This window comes from Stieleria maiorica (assembly GCF_008035925.1).
GTDB classification, from domain to species: domain Bacteria; phylum Planctomycetota; class Planctomycetia; order Pirellulales; family Pirellulaceae; genus Stieleria; species Stieleria maiorica.
Window position 1 is genome coordinate 5,974,575 of record NZ_CP036264.1, and the last position, 21,372, is coordinate 5,995,946.

General features: G+C 55.9%; 7 protein-coding genes and 1 pseudogene. 2 read left to right on the plus strand and 6 right to left on the minus strand.

All coding sequences use genetic code 11. From position 1 onward, the window contains the following. Window positions 1-96 precede the first annotated feature (96 nt). The 5 genes from Mal15_RS20405 to Mal15_RS20425 form a co-directional block, all read right to left on the minus strand. Entirely contained in the window at window positions 97-1,686 is a 1,590-nt protein-coding gene (locus tag Mal15_RS20405) for a GH39 family glycosyl hydrolase (RefSeq protein ID WP_147869452.1), read from the minus strand. A 346-nt stretch (window positions 1,687-2,032) separates the two neighbouring features. Beyond that, window positions 2,033-2,380 (minus strand): thioredoxin domain-containing protein, encoded by a 348-nt coding sequence (locus Mal15_RS20410; protein WP_147869453.1) that lies wholly within the window; start codon window positions 2,378-2,380, stop codon window positions 2,033-2,035. 611 nt (window positions 2,381-2,991) lie between these two features. After that, window positions 2,992-4,479, minus strand: a complete 1,488-nt coding sequence (locus Mal15_RS20415) for a hypothetical protein (RefSeq protein WP_147869454.1) — start codon at window positions 4,477-4,479, stop codon at window positions 2,992-2,994. Window positions 4,480-4,996: 517 nt separating this feature from the next. Further along, entirely contained in the window at window positions 4,997-5,572 is a 576-nt protein-coding gene (locus tag Mal15_RS35155; RefSeq protein ID WP_147869455.1) for a YdcF family protein, read from the minus strand. Between the two features lie 241 nt (window positions 5,573-5,813). Continuing rightward, window positions 5,814-17,828: a putative Ig domain-containing protein gene (locus tag Mal15_RS20425; protein ID WP_233902915.1), complete on the minus strand. Its 12,015-nt coding sequence runs from the start codon at window positions 17,826-17,828 to the stop codon at window positions 5,814-5,816. On the opposite strand from Mal15_RS20425, the gene Mal15_RS34720 reads away from it, so the two are divergent. Then, the gene (locus Mal15_RS34720; protein ID WP_233902916.1) at window positions 17,821-18,024 is read left to right on the plus strand and encodes a hypothetical protein; all 204 of its coding nucleotides are present in this window, start codon (window positions 17,821-17,823) and stop codon (window positions 18,022-18,024) included. The two genes, Mal15_RS20425 and Mal15_RS34720, sit on opposite strands and share 8 nt — an antisense overlap. On the opposite strand, the pseudogene Mal15_RS35160 reads toward Mal15_RS34720, so the two are convergent. Continuing rightward, window positions 18,009-20,843 (minus strand): annotated as a pseudogene (locus tag Mal15_RS35160) (putative Ig domain-containing protein); the annotation flags it as partial. The gene Mal15_RS34720 and the pseudogene Mal15_RS35160 overlap by 16 nt on opposite strands. Here Mal15_RS35160 and Mal15_RS34155 point away from each other — a divergent pair. Beyond that, a complete protein-coding gene (locus tag Mal15_RS34155; protein WP_167546933.1) occupies window positions 20,797-21,318 on the plus strand; it encodes a hypothetical protein in 522 nt (173 codons plus the stop codon). The pseudogene Mal15_RS35160 and the gene Mal15_RS34155 overlap by 47 nt on opposite strands. The last annotated feature ends 54 nt before the right edge of the window (window positions 21,319-21,372 follow it).

The following is a 21,372-nucleotide window of genomic DNA, read 5'->3' on the forward strand; positions in this document are numbered from 1 at the left end:
ACAAATTTGTGGTCATTCTTCTTCTCATTTGGCCTTCGCCAGCACCACCGGGGGACCGACAAAATCGGAATGAAAACGAGTTTCCAATGTTGTCGGTCACTTCAACTGGAGAAGAACGACGCTGTGGCCGTCCAACGTCAGATCGAAGTGCATTCGGCCTGAGCGATCAAGGGTCGGTTTGGGCATTGGGTCAAGGGGCTGAAGCTTGCTCATTTCTTCGTATTTTGCTCGGTTTGCTGCCATGACCTTGATCGCGATTGCATAAGGATTCGCTTCATCCCGGACTTCGGCCCGGGCCTGCTCCATATCGGCACTGCGCTCGCCCATGAATCCCGAGTGATCCCCATCGAGCACATCGGCGCGGGTGACGGCCCAATTCTTATTCGGCAGTGAGTCGCCGCCGAGCGTAAGACGGACGGGCAGTTTCTCTCCGTTCTCACGTACAGACAAGTGGCGGAAAACGATCAGGTTGACCCGATCTCCCTGCTTCGCGGCAATGCAACCAATGTGGTCCTCTTCACTGGTTCGGGATGTTTCGACGGCCATTCGCGTTCCGCCAGCCATCTCTTCAAGCATGTCCATGACATGGGTAAGCGGGGTCGGAAGGTCGCCGCCCTTATTTGTGTTCCACGACCACTGGAAGACACGACGAACACGGTTTCGATAGATCTTGTCCGCCATGTGGGGAAGCCACGATCCTCCAAACTCAGTTCCGTCGCCAACGATCCACTTCCCACCTTCGCTTAGGATACCGAACTCTTGGATCTCGACGGGTACGTCGGCAAATTGAGCATGCTCGCCGAGCTTGCTGCGCAATAGAACTACCAAATCATCGAACCGCTCGTCCGTTGTTCCTACAGCCGTGTAGTACGAAGAACCGAAGAATCCGAGCCGAGTCCCGTTCTGGCCGGTGGCATGATTCGTTCCGTTGGCACAGTGCTCAATGATCTCGGTCCCCCATGATTTCCACTTTCTTTTCTTCACCGGATCAATGATGTTTCCGGGACCAATCTCGGCGTTAGGCAACACGCTCAGGACCGCCGCGACGGTGTAGTCGTAGTGCATCAGGTACTGCTGCTTCGTACCGGACCAGTGTCCCGGGTAGAGATCCGGCTCGGTACCGACGCGGAAACGCCACTTGGAGACTTCCTCAGGCCCGAACTCGTCGACCAGTGACTGAACGAACTGCCGGATGTAGCTGCTCCATAGGTTAAAATCAGCCGGCGGTTCCGTGTTGCCGTAGCGGTTTTGCGTCGGATTCTCGCTCATCTCGGCAGGCACATTGTCCAGGACGATCCACGGCGTGAAACCGCAATTCCGGATTCCGGAGAGCATCGCTAACCCTTCAGAGAAATCACACACTGCCTGACCTTGGTCATCAACGCCTCGAAAGTAATCATCTTTCTTGAGGTCGATCCCGCCAAGTAGCCGCACACAATTGATGTATTTGGCATACCGATAGGTTTGTCGCAATTGATCGAATTGCTGCTCATGGAGAAACGGCGTCTGAACCGTGACTGGATAGACATCCCAGAAGTTGTACAACTCGCCGACCTCAGTACTTAGGTCAACGACAATTTCAACGACGTTCGAGTGCGAGCCGACCGGCTTTTCAGCCGTCAGTGTGAGCGGCGGCAAAAGGCATGTCGTGAAAGCAAGCACGATCCAGGTACTAAAATGGTTCATCGCTGATCCTATTTTTCTTGTGCGACATCCAACTATACGCGAAACCTACGTGCGGATGTCATGAGCAGGCGCAATAGCACCGGGCACAGACGCCGCGCGCATGATGGATGCCCATGCGTTTGCTCCGCAATTCGGCCTATTCGTGACATCAGTTGCATTGGTCGACCAATTCAAGAGGATCGGCCGAATCACAGCGGTGAAGATTTTCCCACGCAAGTCGGTCTGGGCGTTTTGGGGCCGCAGTCGATACACACCACCGTATGGGCGTGACCGGGTCGTTGAACAACCAATGGTCTGTTCCACCGATAACGGCCAGCAATGCGGCCGGTCGAAAACAGCAATCGGTCTACGCCGGTGATGCGACACCTGACGACCCGGGTGCTTGTTTTTGCAACACCAATGGAAAAACAAAACGCAGCATTTGTTTGGAGTATCGCCGGGGCATCAATAGATTGATCGACAACAACTTCGGATCGCCTGTTTCAACGAGAACGCTGGTCGGTTGCGTACCGATCAACGTGATCTTTTGATCAATGACGAAACACGGTACTCCAGCACCTCGAAAACGCTGAGACATTTCACTGGCGATTGCAAGTGCATCCATCCCGCTATCGCAATCCAGCGTGGCCTCGGCCCCATTCCTGGGCATGCCGGCGTCAACAACCACGCCGATCAGCTTCTGGCGATTGCCCATGTCCAGCGCATCGCAGAATTAGGCTTGAAACAATGCCTCGACGAGGCATCTTGGCAGCCATTTAGGTCCGCCAGCAAAATCAACCGGTGGGCATCGAGAGCGTTCAGCGTTCGTTCAATTTCATCAAAGGAAAAACGTATTCCATCGGTTTTCCCGACAGCAATAACGTTGGCGTCCGACTTGAGTGACCGGCCCCAACTGCCAAATTGCCGCGTCCGATAGGCCAATGGATCGGACGACCGCCGGAGTGCCCCACATCGGTTCGTGAGCATTCACTCCCCCACGAACGCAACCATGATTCTTAACGAAGTCCTGTTCCGATGCCATCGGCGGCTGCTCACCGCATCGCGATTTTGTCGTTGGCGATTCGTTTTCGTCCTGGCCGCGCCGAGACGAGTCGCGTCCGGCAGAACCGCACGCAGCTGAGCTGGTCCACACATGTTCATGCACCCGTTTCGGCGCAGCGGTGAATCTGACCGCCGCGCCGAAGGGGATCCATGAATCGCAGAGGTGAAAACACCGACGCTTCGAATTTTGAGTTAGGCTAAAAGATTCACGGATGTGATCCTCGCCATTGCTGTCGGCGTCAGTTTCGAGCTTTACGTGCAACTCTACCGCAACGCCCGGTTGTATTGGATTCGGAAAGCTCCGTCGTATTGACGTTCGTTGGAGGTGACGGGGAAGGCGTAGGCGGCGGTGAGGTGGGTGTGGAGACCGAATTCGAAGGTGGTGGCCAGGACGGCGCTAGTAATGCTGGTCGTGCCGCTGAAGTTTCCGAGTTGCAAGTTTCCCGCTGAGACGCTGCCGGCATCGTCGAGTGAAGTGGTTTGATGGACTTCCAAGGTGGGGATGATGGCGGTCAGGTAATCGGCCTGGTCGTTGCGGTAGGCGAAGCAGCCCACGGCAAGATCGGCAAACAGGTAGCTGGGATCGCTGATCGATCCGGCTTGCTGGAGCCCGTTGCCGTCGGGGTTCAAGTACACGGTGTTGTCGCTGGTGGCGAAGCTGAACTGCGTGAATCCCTGCGCGAACCATTTGTCGCCGGGCATGTACAGTCCTCCCAAAAACGGCTGGATCTGGACGGAGTCGTTGGCGACTCGCAGCAGTGGACTGCCGTTGCTCAAGTTGATCTCGATGGATTCCGCGCTTGGCAGGGCCAGACCGAGGCCGCCGGAGATGGCATAGTTGGTGCTTTCAAGCAGCAACGTCTTGAAGTACATCATCACGTTGCCGACTTTGGCATCCGAGTTGGTGGACAGACTCCTTCCATCTGCCGTGATATTCGTGGCCGCGTCCGCTACAAAGGGAAGTCGCACCTCGAAGGAGACGAGCTGGTTCAGGAATGACTTTTCGAAACCGGGTGTGAAACGGCTCAGTCCTCCTCCCCCGTACGCCACATCGCCGATGTAGCTGTAGCGGAAGAAGACGCGGTCTTGCGGCAGGACGCTTCCGCCTTCGGCGATCTTCAACGAGCCCACGCTGCCATTGGCCGCATCGGCGATTGCGGTGTCGACGTTGATGACGTGGTCGTAGAAGTAGTATGCATCCAAGTCTTCGCCGCCATTGAGCGAGTCTCCCCCGCCTTGAATCATCGCCCCCGAGGCTGATGAGTTGTAGACGGTGGTTCCGGCGACGGTGTTTCGGCTTTGGAAGATCGAGTCGACCGCGGCAGCATAGGTTCCGCTCGGCGTTTGCAGCAAAACGATATCATAGCCCTGCGGCGTCGAAGCCAATTGGGACTGGATTTGCGAGATCGTGTCACTTGTCGTCAGTGACGCATTTGCGGAAATCGTGCCGGCCAGCGTGACGCCGGGAAGCGTGCCGCCGCCCCGGAAAATCGACTGAGCTTGCTGGACGGACATCAAAGACGTGTCGAAAATTCCGACCGGTCCGGATTCGGAAATCGACATGATGCTGTTGCCTGGAGGTAATGTCGCGGGTGCGTCCAGGTCGTCGGCGTAGACGAACAACCGATCAAAAGACGCGCTGCCCCGAGCGCGAATGTTACTGCCGCCGAAGAAATCCCCGACCATCGCAGGAAGACGATCGCGCAGCGAAGGGCAAGTGCTGTTGCCATCGCCAGCATCGACGCTTGTCATGGCAAGCTGGAAGCAGCAAACCGCGCATAGCAGTAACCCATTGCGTGAAACTCTCACCGATCGCTCCTCAACAATAGAGACAGACACCACCCTGCGGAGAGGTATCGGCCGCCCATTCGGACCGATCAAAGCGGTTGCCCGGCCTGGAGTGGAAGAACATCCAGAACGAGCGGATCAATCGGAATAGCCGCTAAAGGTTCACTGTTGCTAGCATCGCCGCGGGTTTTGCTCCGAGGCATCATTGGCCGGGTTGCGCTTGAGATGGCAGAAAAATGGGGGAGTCGGGAATTGTATCGACAGGAGAATTGCTGACAAGAAAATGTGATGCGGGAAACGAATTGACATGATCGATTACGAGGGTCGCAGAATTCGATTCCTTCTTCCCAAGGAGCCTCCGCAGATTTTCCTGTCATCCATTTTCTTGTCTCACTTTCGGTTCCATAGTTCGTCGCGGCGCAACAGGATTTCCCTGCCTATCGCCACCTTCTCCACTTCTGCGGCGTCTGCATATTTACAATCAACTTGAGTGGTTCGATTTCCGTGGGTCCGGATAGCCTCGCTGCATCGCTAATTTGACAAGCCGAAGTTCGCTGCGAATCAGACAGGCACACTGAATGGTCTTGAACCAAACTTCTGTGTTGCATGTGGTTTTCTGTGGAGCACAGAAGATCGTTGTGCCCGAAGGCAGGTGTGTCTTCGCCATCATCCAGGCGCGTGACATATGCCAATCGCTGGTGATCAGCGCTACCGAGCATGGCTTTGAGTGATCGTGTCGCGATCGAATGATCTTGGCACACTCAAGCATATTCTGCTGCGTCGTCCGGGAGGCCTCTTCCAGTAAGAGTCGGATGGGAGCGACACCTGCATCGAGTGCAATGGCCTCCATGATTTCCGCTTCACTCCGGCCAGACGTGCCCGTCGCCCCGCCGGACAGAATCAGCGTGCCTACTCGTTCGCTGCGAACCAATTCGATCGCACCGCGAATCCGAAACTCCATCTCGGACCGAAACTTACACCCAAAGACGATTCCAAAGTCCGAATACTGAAACAGATCTGCAGAGCGGAAAACATCACGCTCACCAAGCTGGTTCATGTCCGGCCCTCACAGTTTGTAGATTTCAACTACGACGCATTGCACGCGAATAGGGTAGAATTGAGTCCTGGAACCTTTGACTTTCCGTACGCGGCATTTCGGACCTCGGTTTCCAACATTCGCATCTCGACAATACGATGTTACAAGCTTAGATCTCCCAATAACCCCCCCTTCCCCTTTTCCTCGTCTCCTCGTCCATCGCTTCCCCTTTTCCACGTCTCCCCTTTCCTCGTTCATTGAATTAATCGTGGGTAACAGACAGGAAACTGCAGGCAAGTGGTACGATTCCCACCGAAGGTGGTCCTACAGCATCAACTACCGTAAAGCCCGCCCTGCCTAGGAGGAGGTAAATCTCTGGGAGAGTCGGGCTTCCAAGCAACTCAAGGGTAATTGGGGCAAAGGCTAACGCTGCGCCCCCGATCAAAGCACCAGCACTGGCTGTAGCGATTACTTCTACTGTCATAAGGTCATACACGGAATTTGGCTGTATGCACGCAAAGGCGAAACCAAATGTCAATGTCCCACCGAGTATCGCTCCAACTGCAAAAAGGCTGCCAAATGCTCCCCATTCCGAGATAGAGGCTAATCCAGATGGGTCGGTCGCATTCAATGGGGAATTGGAAGCAAACGTATACAGTCGCAATTCCCCTCCTGAAAATCCGATCGGGTCTTGGCTTGTAAACCCGCCGATGAAAGGATCGTAGTGCCGGGCTCTGAAGAAATGGAGCCCCGTGGTACCGACGGCCTCCCGACCTTGGAAGCCATATCGATCTCCATCCTCGAAGGCGACCGTAAGATAAGCCAGCCCGAATGCGCCCCACTCGGAGTGTGAAGCAATACTGCCGTCGGAAGAAGAGTAGTCGCGTATCGAATGTTGGCGATCAGTCATGTACCAAACGATATCTTCATCACTGCCTATGCGTGCAATTATTTGGTCAATTCGACTTCCATAGAAGTAACGGGTCGGTGCACGCTTTGTTCCATTGAAGTCTGCCCATCCGTGGTCACCATTGAATACCATCAGGTCGGTTTGCGTATGTGCCGATCCAACAACATCGACATCAACTATTTCAGCGATCCGTCGACCAAACGCATCGAAGTCGTGTGCAGTTCGACTTAGCAGAACTGCCCCTGGGGATTGACTATAGGGATCGCCAGGATCGCTGCTCCAATCATCGACTTGGACTAGTCGGTTGTGGTGGTCGTATGTGAGTATTCGTGTCTCGTCGGAAGCTAATGCGATCCGCTTGACCTGATTTCCTTCCCCGTCGTATTCGTAGTTGTAAATTCCGTCGCTTTTGAGTTGGTTGGCGGTATCGGTGGTGTAGGTTCGTTCTTCGGTACCGACTATTGAGTGGGTTCGGTTACCGTTGGCGTCGTATTCGTAGTGCTCGTCGTCTTGAGTGTCGAAGTCGGCGAAGGTGAGTTGGCCAGTGAGGTCGTACTGGTAGTCGATCGTTTGTTCGTATTGCGTTTCTTGGTGGGTTCGGGCTTCGTGGACCAGCAGGCCTGAGAAGTCGTAGTCGTAGTCGTATCCGGCGAGGAGTTCGTCGGTGGCGTTTAGGTGGGTGAGCAGGTTGGACTTGCCGGTGGTGTCGTAGGTTCGTTCGGTGCGACCGACGAGGTTGGCAGGGTCGGAGTCGAGGTCGCTGTAGCGGAAGACGTCGCTTTCGCGGCCGGCTGCGGTGTAGAGGAAATCGACTCGGACCGGATCGACGTCGGGGTCTTCGCTTGTTGGAACGTCGGCGTCGTACCAGCGGCGGATGGCGAGCCGGTTGCGCTCGTCGTATTCCGAGGCGACGGTCACGCCCGCGTCGTCTTGGGTCTCGATGACGTTGCCTTGGGCGTCGTACTGGTACGTCAAAATCACTCGCGGCAGGTCGAGCGTGCCTTCGGGGTTGTTGTCGACGCTGGTCAGGCGATTAAGTGCGTCGTAGGTATGGACGTAATGACTGTTCACGTCCTGGGCCGTCAGCATGTTGCCGAGCGCGTCGTAAGTGAACGCGAGTGTGTTGACCAACGCCAGTGGATCCGTCGAATGTTCCGCTTCGTTATACCAGCGTTCTTCTGTCAGGCGACCCGAGTGGTCATAATCGAACTCGCGACGGCGTCCGTTGCGGTCGATCATCTCGATCTGGTTGCCTTCACCGTCGTAGGCGAAGGCTCGAACGTGCTCGGCGCCGGTGTTGGCAGCGAGGTCCGCGCCGCTGGGCGTCTCAAGCAATGCGATCGCTGCGTCGATGGTTAGGTTTTCGTTGTAGAACGGATCACGCTCTTCGACGACGCGGTTAAGTTCGTCGTAAACCCAAGTGGTGATGTTGCCGACGGGATCTTGCAGCAGGATACGATTGTCGTTTGCGTCGTAGCGGAATTCGACCACTCCGCGGGCTTCGCCCTTGCGGTTTTCAAAACGCTCGGTCGTCGAGTTCCACCAGGCTTCGGCGTCAATCTGGCGTATCAATCGGTCCTTCGCGTCGTACTCGTAGTCCGTGATGCGGCTCTTTCGATCGGCAACCGGTGTTGCCGGTGTATCGTTCGGAGATTCTGGATTTACGATGATTTCCCAGTCCAATAGATGTCCGTCGTAGACGCTGCGGACGATTGTGGGCGGATGGTTGGGATCGCCTTCGAGGCCGGTCTGCTGTTCGATGACTCGTCCGGCTTTGTCGTAGAATGTCTTGCGGTATTCCACCAAGGTGCCGTCGGCTTCGTGCGTCGACTCTTCGGTGACCTGGCCAAATTGGTTGTACTGGAATGTTTGATAGGTACCATCGGCGAAGGTGGCCTTGGACGGTGAACCGCAGGGGCAGGCGTCGGTGTAGTCATAGACGGTTGTGTTGCCGTTAAAATCCGTGAACGATGCTCGGCGACCTTCATCGTCGTAGGTGAACGAAGACGTGTTGTCTTCTGCGTTCTTGATCCGGATCAAATTTCCCGCGCGGTCGTAGTTAAATGCCGTGACGTGACCGAGCGGGTTCGTGATCGACTTCACTCGATTGCCGTTATCGTAGGAGAACAACGTCACAATCGGTTCGGCGAAAGGATTGGCTTCGCTGCCCCGTTCAGTGATTTTGGTCACATTTCCACGAGCATCAAATTCTTGGTCAGTGATGAAGCCACGGCGGTCGACAATCCGTGTCTCCGCATCCGGATTTCTAGAGTCGCCATACTCCCGAAGCGTTGCCAAGCCAAGTGGATCGATCTCTTGTAGCACGTTTCCGCGGTCGTCGTAGATCAACGTCGTGGCATTACCGTTGCCGTCGCGGACCACGCCGGTGTTTTGATCGGTTTGAAAATCTCGCTCGTCGACGCGATTGCCCAACGCATCAACGACGCCTTTGAATTCATACAATCGTGTTTCGGCGTCCTGTTCGTAGACCGCTTCCATTACTTTGCGGCCCAGAGAATCGTAGGCATTGTCCAGATAGTGAGGCGGCGTTTGGCGATACTCATAGCGGGTTTTTAGATCAATTTGATTGGTAACCTCTACCAGATCACCTTTCAGATCGTATTCGTAGCTAATCCTCTCGCCGGCCGGGTCGATTACAGATGTGATGCGTCCACGATGATCGCGGATAAACTGGATGGATTCTCCGGACGTATGCGAGATGCCGTCTTCAGTGAATGTGACCACGTTTCCGTTGCGGTCCGTGACCGTTTGAAGACCGGTGAATTGGTTGTACCGGTACTTGGTGCCATCTTTGGTCGTCAAGGTGTAGACGTCAGGATTGATCCCGCCGCCCAAGGCTCCCAGAATGCCTCCGACTGCGACACTGGTGGTGTCAATGGTCAGTGTGTCGTAGACGCCCTCGTCCGGCGTAAAGACCGGCCGAGCGGTCGTGCCGAACCAGCTGGCTTGAAGGTCGGTCAGGTTGTAGGTGAAACCGATGCGCTGGCCATCTGGGTTGGTCAAATAGACTTTGGTCACGCCCGGTACAAATTTGTCGTTGCCTCCGTTGAAGGCTGATCCGCTACCGATCGCGGTGGCTTCGAAAATACGTGCGTCTTGGACACCGAGCTTCCATCCGTACCCAAAGTCGCCGGATTCGGTGGCTTCCAATGTGTCATAAACACGTGTGACTTCGATCGGGATTCCGGAGAGCGGAATCGTAAGGTCAGTCAGCTGCAATTGGAAATTTCCGGTCTGAACGCTGCCTTCGACGTACACCATTGTCGGCTGGACGTAGCCGCGTCCGTTGCTGTCGAATGCGGTGACGATGATCGCGTAGGCATCGTTACTGACCAATGCCGGATCAAATACCGCTAACTCGCCCGCCCTGACTTCACTGGACGAGCGTTTGATCAGCACCCAGTCCGGGTCATCTATGTCGATATTTGCCAGAGAGACTCGGTCGGCACGGGCGTAGCGCACATCGTAGTACCAAAAATTGCCTTCGGGATCGTAGGCACTTCCCTCTATCAGTGTGGCGTTGCTGATGCGTTTGCCCAGCACGGGTTTGGTGATTTCGACGACGGGTTCACCCGCGTCGGACGGATCGGGATCGGGACGTGTCGGAAACCCCGGCTCACTTTCTTTGGGCGGATTGTTGCTCGACGGATTGACCACGGTGATGGTCGCGGACGTCGATCCCTCCAAGCCTGCGGCATCGTTGGCGTACGCTGTCAAAGAAATGTCACCTGTCGCAATCGTCGGCAATCTAACCAGCCCAAACGCGTCGAGTGTTACCGGTCGACCGTCGACTAATAGTCGAATGTCTGTGACTGCGACATTGTCGGTTGCCGTGACTCGCACCCGGTAGTCGGCCCCCAAATCGACCTGCGCCGTTCCTCGATGGGCTTGATCTCCGACGATCACCACCAGGTCGACTGCCGGTGGCTGGGTGTCATCGTTAATGGTGATCGTCCAGTCTTGCGAATCCGGTTGGCCCCGGTTGTCAGTCACAATGACCGTGACATCGACCGAATCATTTGCGAATCCTGTCGTCTCCCAAAGAATTCTTCCCTTGTTATCAATGGACATTCCCGCTGGAGCCGAGTCGCCGAGGCTCCAGGTCAGCGGGTCTCGATCGGGGTCTTCAGCGGCGACGGTATACCGGTACGTCGCGCCACGAGTGACCTGGGTATTGGGCGCCGATGTAATCGATGGCGGCTGATTGGTGATGACCGACAGCACGTAACCTTGGGTGCTGGTCGCGCCAAACTGATCGATGGCAAGAATCGAAATCAACGGCGTCCCAATATCGCTTTCCGTGGGCGTCCATGTCACCAAACCATCATTGATCTCCATCCCAGCTGGCGAACCGTCCGCCAATGCAATCGTCACGTTGTCACCATCCGCGTCAATCGCCCGGACTTGGTATTGGTAAAGCGAGCCGACCTCGGAATTGAAGACCGGAGCACTGGTGATAATTGGAGCACGGTTGCCCTTGGTCGGTCCGTCGGGGTTATTGGGGTCAACGGGTGCATCCGCCGAATTGACGACGAGCGTGTAGGATTGCGTGCCGAATCCGAGTTCGTCGCGGACTTCAACCAACACGTCATGGCTGCCGATTTGTCCGGAATTCGGCGTCCAGCGAATCACGCCGTTCGATTCATCGATCGACATGCCTGCTGGCGCGTTGACAAGCCGCCACCGCAGCGAGTCATTCTCGAAATCTTCGCCTCGTGCCGGGTACAGGTAGATTCTGTCAGACAGCGCAACCGTCGGGGGCACGGAGACAATTGCCGGCGCAAGATTGTTACAGCCGACATGTATCGTAAACCGCTGAGTGGCATGGCCCAGGAAAATATCGTTTGCGGTCAGAACGACTTGGTGTGATCCCAGTTGCTGGTCGTCGGGCAACCAGCGGATCTTGCCAGAAACCGCATCAATCGACATGCCGCGTGGCGCGACCGTTAGATTCCAAGTGATGGAATCGCCGTCTGGGTCCTTCGCCGAGGGATCATAGGCGTAGGATTGATCCAAGACGGCTGCAATCGGAGGAACGGAGTTAATGGATGGAGCAAGATTCGTGTCGACGGAGACGATGCCCAAACGAAAGGGTTGTCGTTTTTCGCCACCGCGCCCGTCCGAAACGATCACATCGACCGCAACCGATGTGTCAGTGTCCAATGGTGGCGTCCAGGTGACCAGCCCATCGGATGTGATTTGCATTCCTTGGGGGGAAGCTCCGAGGGCATAGGTCAGTGCCTCGCCATCAGGATCAAACGCGGAAACTCGGTAGGACCAAGGCAAGCCGTGGCGAGCCTTGAGACGCGGCGTCGACGTAATTTCTGGAAACCGATTTACCGTGGCGGCGTCAAGTAAGTCGATCGACCATTGCTGAACGGTTTCGCCGCCCCGGCAATCCCGAGCGACCACGCGAATGAACGTGTCAGCATCGGCTGCGTCAAAAGGAACACTCCAAGTCAGTCGATGGAACGATTCAACGATCTTTTCATCTGAATTCTCCAGCTCAACAGGTTCGATTGTCATACCAACGGGCATCATTCCGTCAATCTCGAAGGTAATCGGATCACCGTCGGCATCTTGGGCGGTCAGCTCGTACTGGTAAGTGGCGCCTCGGACTGCTGTGCGGACTGGCTGCGATGTGATCACCGGCGCGACATTCGGATCATCCACCGAAATGCTGAACGACTGCACATTGGATCCACCGCGTCCGTCGGTGACCTGCACTAGGACCTCGTGGGTGCCAACCTGTTCAAACGAAGGCTGCCAGACCATTGCTCCCAAGCTCGGATGAATGGTCATGCCGGCAGGTGCGACCGGCAACTGGAAGGTTAAAGGATCCTTGTCAGGGTCTGTCGCGGACACGTTGTATCGATATAGTGCTCCAACCACGTTTGCGGTCACCGGTTGAGACTGAATCGCGGGACGGCGGTTGGGACCGTCAGAGAGCTTTCGATTTGTAAAATCGACGTCTGAAACCACATGGTTGCGTGCAACGTGGACGGAGTAGCCATCGGCAATGGTGTAGTCAGGGACGACAGACAGTCCGGCGGCGATAGGAATTTGTGTGTCGCCGATGACGGTCGCGATCGGTCCGTTGAGGTCGATCTCCAAAAGCAACGACTGACTACCGGAGGTGAACAAATCGTATGTGGTGGCAAAGATGGTTCCGTCACGATCAACGTCTAGGCCGATGACGCTGTACTCTAGGCCGCCGAGATTCGTCACCGCCTTGGTGAGAGGGTCGTATACGCCAATTGAGAACGGCTGTGACAAATGGGTGAACAACAACCGACCATCGGGGAGGACCGCGAGCGAGTCGACATCGGTGAATTGAGCGCCGAACACGGCCACTTCTGACCACTGCGAATTTTCCACGTCAATAATCGCGAGACGCTCTGCTTGCCCGTCCTGGTCAAGGGAAATTGCCGCGTAAAGATTGACACCGTCGAAGGCCAACGCTTCAATGTTCTCCACGCCATCAAGCACGGCAACTTCGGTTGCAGTTCCGGTCTTGAGATCGAATCGGCTGACACGGTTGCTGTTGTGACCGAGGTAGGCCGTGTAGGGGGCGATGAACTCGAATGAGTCAGCCGGCAAACCGATCGAGGCAATTCGTACCGCCTGGCCGGTTTTTGGATCAACTTCAAATACGTCGCCGTTGGCCTCGCTCATCGCGATCAAACGCGAACCGACAGGCCGTCCTGGATAGGTTTGCTCCCAGCCTTGCCGAGCCTCCTCACGAACGGTGTAGCGTCCTTCGGCGAGATCGGTGAACGCGTAGTCCCCGTTCTGGTCGGTGATCGTAAAGCGTTCACCAGCGTCGCGGACACCATTTTGATTCTGGTCCAGGAAGATGGTCCATCCGCCAGGCCCTTCGTCAAAACTCGATTCTGCGATCACAACGGGATCAACATCGACCACCGTCTTTCGTCCCCGAATCTCTCCGCCGGCGGAAGACCGCACATTGATCGTAAAACGCTGTTCATCGAAACCTCCTCGGCCGTCTTCGACCCGAACGGTCACCGGATGTATGCCGATTGCGTCAGCAGAGAAAGTGCCTGTCACCAAGCCGTTGTCTGGATCAATCACTATTCCGTCGGGCCCGTCTAACAGCGAGTAGGACAGTGCATCCAGGTCCGGATCGATTGCATCGACGTCGTATTGATAGAAGGCGGATGCGTCAATCGACCCGATCGCGCCAATAGCATTGATGTCAGCTTCGCCGCGTGTTTCGTCTGGAAGCACATCGGTCAAACGGACGAAACGAAAGACGCTGTTCGCGTCGACAAACGGACCAATGTCGATCCCGGTGGGCTGGCCTTTGACCGTGCCGAGATCGATCCAGTCGATGCCGTTTTCACTGATTTCGACTTGAAAGCTCTCAACGGCGCTACCGGCTTCGAAGATGTACAGATCCAGCCCCCCGGCGACATCCTGTTGATCGACCAGATAGTTGTCGACGAACTCCACGACCAGAACGCCGTCTTTCCCAAGTTCAGTGCGTGTCCCGAATTCGCCATTGGGTTCTGGCGGTCCCAATGCATTCTGAGGATTGTCATCGCCGACACCTGCGACATCCGGTCCCGGTTCATACCGAACGACGCGATCCGCGAAAGACAGATCACCTAGCGGGAATTCGATTCCGAAGTGGGTCGTCGGGTCGGACGTGATTTCTACGGCGCGCAATGCGAGGCCTGCTCCAAGCGTGATGCCCGCGTCATACACAGATCGAGTCATTGATGTTTTGGGATCGACGACGTAGACATTGGTCGAGGAACTATTGGCCGCGAGCAGACGCCCGTCGCTGGTGAATCCCAATCCGGTGACGACCATTCCTAGATCACCAACCGCGGAGACCGTCTTCCTATCCAAATCGATTTGTATCAGCGTGTCGGATGCTGGGGGAGGACCCTGGAAAGCGGATCCAAAAAGATCTCCCGACAATGGGTCAAAGGCCACATCGCCGTGAAATAACCACCCGGTATCGAACAACACCGTTGCCGCCCCGGTGCTGCGATCGACAAGATAGAGCTGAGAACTTTCGAAATCCGCCGCGATGATTCGTCCGTCAGGAAGGATCTCCAGCGAACTGGGAGCAGGCAATCCGGTCGCGCCAATAAAAGCTGTTTCTGCAGTTTCAAGGGATAGCTGATACAATCCGTCGGCATTGATGGCAAACGCTTCACCGGTTGAAGGGTCGATTGCGAGATCGCTAAGCTCCGAGACGGTGGTGCTGCCCACGACGACGGCGTTCGAATTCAGATCATCAACGCGGTACAATGACGTCGGATCGGCGAAGTCAATGCCATAAAGCACCGATCCGGTACTGCGAGCGGGAACTGTAATCGACGTTACTGGCTCACTAATGATCACTGGATCGTGGTTATCCGGATCCGGATGCACACAGACGATGAACTCCTGCGTCGCGACGCCGCCACGGCCGTCAGACACTTCGAGCACAACTCGGTGATTGCCGATTTGTTTGACGGTCGGATTCCATGTGATAGTCCCAGTAGTCGGCGCGACTTGCATTCCATCCGGGGCTTCTTGGAGGGAAAAGCTGAGTGGATCGTTATCGGAATCGATCGCACTGGCCGAATACAGATATTCGGGTTCGGCAATCCCTTCTGGTACGAAGTCGGCAATCAAACGGAAATCGAGATAAGAGACGACACCCAGATCGATTCCGCGAATCGCCAAAGTGTTTTCACCCACGTTGACGAGTGAATCTGAGACATTTGCTCGAAAGTAATCTCTCTGAGCACATCCACCGCCACCGCCTCCAATGCGCTGTCCATTCCAGAACAATTCGTATCGATTATCGACCGCACCATACCATCGAATGTTTCTGACGTTGCTTGGGAGGTCAATTTCATGGCGAACGAGTAGGTCGGTGTTCGTGGGCCAATTTGTCCTGATAGGCGACGGAAGATTTGAGCACCCATTTCTCGGACTGCCAAAGGCCCCCTGTCCCACAAGAAAATCTGAGTCATCGAAACCAGGCTGTTCAAAACCTGGCAGGAATCCATGACTCCCGACCAAGTACTTTTGGCCAGCTTCCCCGTACGAGATAATTGGGATATCGGTGCCAAGAAACTCGAATGAAGTACTCGCTGTTGACGTTATCGGCACGGACGTAAACACCGGTGGCCGGTTTGGCGGGGCTTCGAGCACCTCAATTGTGAAACGTTGCTCTGCGGTTCCACCTCGGCCGTCGCTGACGGTGACGACGACGTCGTGGTAGCCGATGTCGCTGATGCTGGGTTGCCAGACGACATCGGTCGTTCCCGGTGCGAAGTCCATCCCGGCGGGCTTGGTGGTCAAGGTGTAGCTGAGCGGGTCATCCTCGGGATCCGTCGCCAGCACCTCGTAGCGGTACTCTCGGTCGTACGCGGCTTCGATCTTCGGTAGCGACTCGATGATTGGCGCTTCGTTGAGCTTGCCGTAGAAGACGAGTTCGTAGTCGAATTGCTGCCGCGAAGGCGTGTGGAACGTGACGGTGGGCGAATCGGTGGTTTCCCCTGCTTCGAGCGTCCCATCGCGGACCGCTTCGGTGTAGTCGTAGTACGGCGTTCCGCCCGGCATGAACCCATCCGCACCGACCACCGAGACGGTTGGGTCGCTGATGTTCTTGATTCCGACCAACAGAGGGACATCAGTTTCGAAGGTCCCTGTGTTCCTCGTCGCCAAGTCGACGAGAAGTCGGTCGTCAGAGTCTTTGAATGAAGTTCGACCGTAGACTTCTTGAAAAGTATCGGTGATATCGGAGAAGCGAGAAAAGTCTATGTCGTCTCCACTCGACAGACCGGTAATCGTAAGTGATGTTTGTGATTGTTGATCCAGTGCATCGAAGGCTGTGATTTCAAAGCGGTTCTCGCCAGGCCCAACCTCGACGTAGGCAAAAAAGCTCCCAGAGGCGTCGACAATATTGACTGGGCGGTCGTTAATTAAGACGTGAGTGATGGACACCTCCCGTTCCGTCGGCCCCCCTTTGCCGATAATCGAACGCGCATCTCCAGTGATTAGCGTCTGATCGCCTACTTCCACCCTGGAACGCGCTGTACGCGCATTGATGGTGAACTCGGGAACTCCGATCGGATCAAATGATTCGTTGTACTGCCAGTTGATGATGTCATGGTTCCCCCAATCGGCGCCCGTGCCCGATGTGAATCCCACGAAGGCGGTTTCGCTATTGATGATTTGTGGAATATCTAGCTGCCGGGTTAATTGCGGCTGCTCGGGACGAATGTCGTTCTGGCTCACTCGAACTTCAAGTTCTGTTCCGTCGTAATCGACCCACGCGTACCAAATGGATCCGTTGTCGAAGTCGGGGGAGATGTTTCTCGTGTGAGGCGCTCCCGATCCATGATTGACAGTTCCACCAACATTGATCCCGATATGGTTGGAGCTTGGATCCCTATTTGCAGCATTGCACCAAGTGTCGAATTCAACGCCTACACTTCTGGATATCCCTGCGTAGCCAATGCCCTGCCCGCTTGACCCGATACTCGAACTTACCGACTGGACAACAAAAACAATCCCATCGGCACCGGCAATGCTGTTGCAGTCAAAGATTCGCCCGCCGCGATTTGTGATTCGAAAGCTAAATGCCGAACTGAAATCGGCGGCGTTAACTTGTGTGCTGCTAAAAAAACTACCGGCCTGACTGGGGCCAGCTGAAGTCACCCTCAACACCCGCCCGTCTTGAGAATTTAAGGTTCGGGCAGCACCATTGAGCTTTAAGGCTGACGTATCACTGAAATCTTTGAACTGCACGAACACCGAGCTTTCGGCTGAATCATTGCTTTGCTCGACGCTAGCAGAATCCGAGTTTTTGGGTGTCGCCGGATCAAGGCTTGATTGAATCTCACCCGGGGGGACGAGGTACGGTGAAATGTTTGTCGACGTTTGCGTCAGAACGTTTGATCGGCTAGAGGACTCAGTGACGGCAGCGATTCCAGTGCTTGTCGATTGAAGCCCACCTAAGTGCAATTCGGTGATACGTACTGTGCTCGCCGAATCAGCATCATCATTGATAAGACGGAATACTAAGTTGGCCGTTTCGCCGGTTGTCAGGCCTGAAATGTCGACGACAACCTTATTTTCGGTGATCGTCACACCCGAGGCTGCCGCCGTCGCAATCTGCTCGGTCACATTGAAGAATGCATCGTGCCCACGGTCGATCGAAGGGACCAGTGAATTGCCAAATGGATCCAGTAGGGCAACTTCGAAGGCATCATTAATGAAACCGGTGTCTGTCTCGTCAAACACTAGGTCATCAAAAGAAAATTCGAGCGCTGATGGTGCATCTGGAACGACAAATGCCTGTCCAAGTGTGACCAAGAACGAGTCCCCCTCGGTCATCACCGCACTGCAATTGTCGACCACGACCGAACCTGGGTTTTTGGTGTCGCCGTGTTGGGTGACGGTCCAGTTGTCGAGGTTGGGAAAGGCGCAGGATCCGACGCTGACTTCGAAGGTCTGGCTGTGGTCCTTGATCGGATCGCCGTCATCGGTGACCGTCACCGTGATCGGATAGACCCCTTCGTCTTGGTTGGCAGAGGGTGTCCAACTGAATGCCCCGGTTTCCGGATCAATCGATGCGCCGTCTGGTGCTCCAGGGTCCAGTGAATACGTCAGTGTGTTCACAGGAGAATCGGGGTCGGTCGCGATCGCGGTGAAGGCCACCGTCTCGCCCAATTCCACCGTCACGTCGTTAATTGTTTGAAGCACGGGTGCTTCGTTAACTTCCAAGGCCGAAATCATCACTTCTTGAGAATCGGACCGCGAGGGATTCCCGTTGTCGGACACCGTGACTTGGATCACGTAATTCATCGGTGCTTCGGTTTCCGATGGCGTCCAGGTGAAGACGCCGGTAATCGGATCGATCGAGGAGGTCGGCGGGTTGCCGGTGACGCTAAAGGTCAGGTTGTTTGCCGGAATGTCGGGGTCCGTTGCGGTGGCAGTGAACCTCAGAGTTGTCTCTTCGTCGACCGTCTGGTCGGGGATGAAATCCAGCACCGGCTCCCGATTCAGTTCACCAACCGTGATTTCGAACGAGACCTGATCGGATAGGGTTGGCGTTCCGCTGTCCGTCACCGTCACCACGATCGGATACGTCCCCGGCCCGTCGGCCTCGCTCGGCGTCCAAGAGAACTCGCCGGTGGCCGAATCGATTTGGGCGCCCGTAGGTCCTTGTGTCAGAGTGTATTGCAGCAAGTTGGACGGGTGATCGACGTCGGTAGCGGTGACGTGCAACGAGAAGAGGGCCTGCTCATCGATGGTTTGATTCAGAATTGGCTCCGCTACCGGCGCGACGTTCACTTCTCGCGCTGCAATCGTGAATGATTCGGTATCCGTTGCTCCATCCAGGTCGCTGACCACCACCACCACCGAATAGCTGCCCGGTCCTTGAAGCTCGGTTGGCGTCCAGGAAAGTTCGCCGGTCTGGGGATCAATCTGCATCCCGGCCGGAGAGGACTGCAGCGAATACGTCTGCGAATCACTCGGGAGGTCGATGTCGGTTGCGGAGGGCGAATACGTCCACTCGGTCAACTCGTCGACACCCTGGTTTTCAATCGCGTCCATCTCGGGTGCGGAATTCGCCACGGTCACCACAAAGGACTGCATGTCGGTCATAGCTTCTGGATCAACGTTGTCGCTGACGACGACCGACAGGTTGTACTGTTGACGCGATTGCTGTCCCGTGGGCGTCCAGCTGAATTGTCCGGTATCTGCGTCGATGCTTGCCCCGGGAGGCGCGCCGGCTGCAAGCCGGTACGTCAAACGGTTTTCCGGGATGTCTGGATCAGTCGCCTGGGCCGTGAACTGAACGGGCTCACCGACTCGAACCACATAATCGTCGATCGGCGACAAGATCGGCGTCCTGTTGCCTTCGCTGACGACCACGGTGAAGGTCCCGTCGTCGGATTCATCGCCATCGGAAACACGCACTCTGAAGACATAGTCTCCCGGGCCTTGCGCTTCGGTCGGCGTCCACGAAAACGCCCCCGTGACCGGGTCCAGCGAAGCCCCGCTCGGGCCGGATTCAATCGAATAGGTGAGCGTGTTTGCGGGCCGATCGGGATCGGTCGCTGTCAGTTGAAGCTTGAGCTCCGTCTGCTCTTCGACTCGTTGGTTTTCGACCCGGGCAAGCACCGGTGGCTTGTTGACTTCACGAACATCGATCGTGAAGGAGGTTTGGTCTGATTCACCCGCTAGATCTTCGACATGGACGGTGACGTCGACTTGTCCAGGACCGACTGCTTCGGAGGGCGTCCATTGGAGTTTCCCTGTTCGGCCGTTGATCGACATCCCGGTTGGGGCGTCGAGCAGTGAGTAGGACAAGATGTCGTCGGGGTTGGGATCACTTGCGACGACGTCGTACGTAAACGGTTTCTCTTCGTCGACAGTCTGCCCCGGAATGGCATCGAGCTTTGGCGGCAAGTTCGACGGGTAGGGGGTTCCGATCGTCACGTCGATCAAGACATCATCGAAACTTCGATCGCCGACCATGTGAGATGGCCAGCTGTGGGCGTGCATTTCCCAGCCGATCTGATGCGCCGAATGATGTTGATCATCCGCCGCGAGTGCGATTGAATTCGCGCCGCGGACGCGCAGGTGGTTTTCTGGATTGCCTTGGTCGTCAGCCGGCTGCAAAACATAAACGCCGAGATGACTGCCAGCGGGTAGTGTCATCTCCCAGGCGGGCGGTGCGGAACGGAACTTCGAATAAACTACATGCCGATTGGCTGACTCGAAGACCTTTTCGGCGTATCCAGGATCGTTCGGATAACGGCCGCCGACTCTACCCGTCGCCGTCTCCACGACGAAGTATCCCAATTCGTTGAACTGCTCGGCGATGAACTCGAACTGCGTGTCGATATCCACCAGCTCGGTTTCGTTGCCTGGCAGCGTCGTGAACATGACGCTGGCGAATCCGGCGGGCGCAACATCCCCTTCACCTTCCGCAAGTTCGTAGACGGGAGCCCCGTTCGATTGCCCGACACCGTTGATCACCATCAACGCATCGCGCGGCGAAACCAATCCGTCCGCATTGGTGTCAAAGTAGGATGCAAGCGGATTCGACCGGGGGCCAAGCGGGCCCTCACCATCCAAGGCAACCCGATTGATCACCCGCAACGCATCAAGTGGCGTCGCCTGTCCATCGTTGTTGACGTCCAGGGGACGAGAGGGGTTCTGCCAGTCGGAGGCGAGCAGGAGTCGCTGCTCAAGCTGCTCCATCCGGTGATGTCGAGTCTTTCGGCGGTGGCGAGCTTTCTTGTCGCGGGATTGCGGGGCGAAGCGAGTCATGGATCTAAAAATCACTCGGGGGGGGGCAATTGAAGCAGTGCACATTCTTATCCCCCTCCCTCAAGGACGCTACACACAACCCCTAAAATCGGATAAACCGGATGCTTGCAGGCTCTTTTGCTGTCCGAAAGATCGCAATTGTTGCGGTTCAGGAGTCAGCCGCCCTTCGCCGCAGGTCGAAGGCGGCGGTGTGCGAGTCTTCTTCCTGGTCGCGTTGTTTCATGTACTGCACGGCTGGACGTGGTGTCGAAAACGCTCCATGGCTGTACGCGGCGACTCGTTCTCAGCGAGGATCCGAGTCAAAGGCTTCTTCTCCCCCGAAAGAATTGACTGGACGGAAGTCGAATCTAGATTCTTTGACGACTTCGAAGCCTACATCTCAAAGCTCCTAGCAACGGACCGGAGGTTTGTCCTTGATTTTCACGATGGCCGGAAAAGCTGGGTCACGGTGAACGAGGGTCAGGAATCCAAGGTCTTGCAGTTGCAGAAAATCGCCGAAACGTCAAACCGGAAGAGTTGAACGGGCAACAACCCTCTTGCACGCGACGGGCGAGCTGGGAGACTGGCTGGTAGG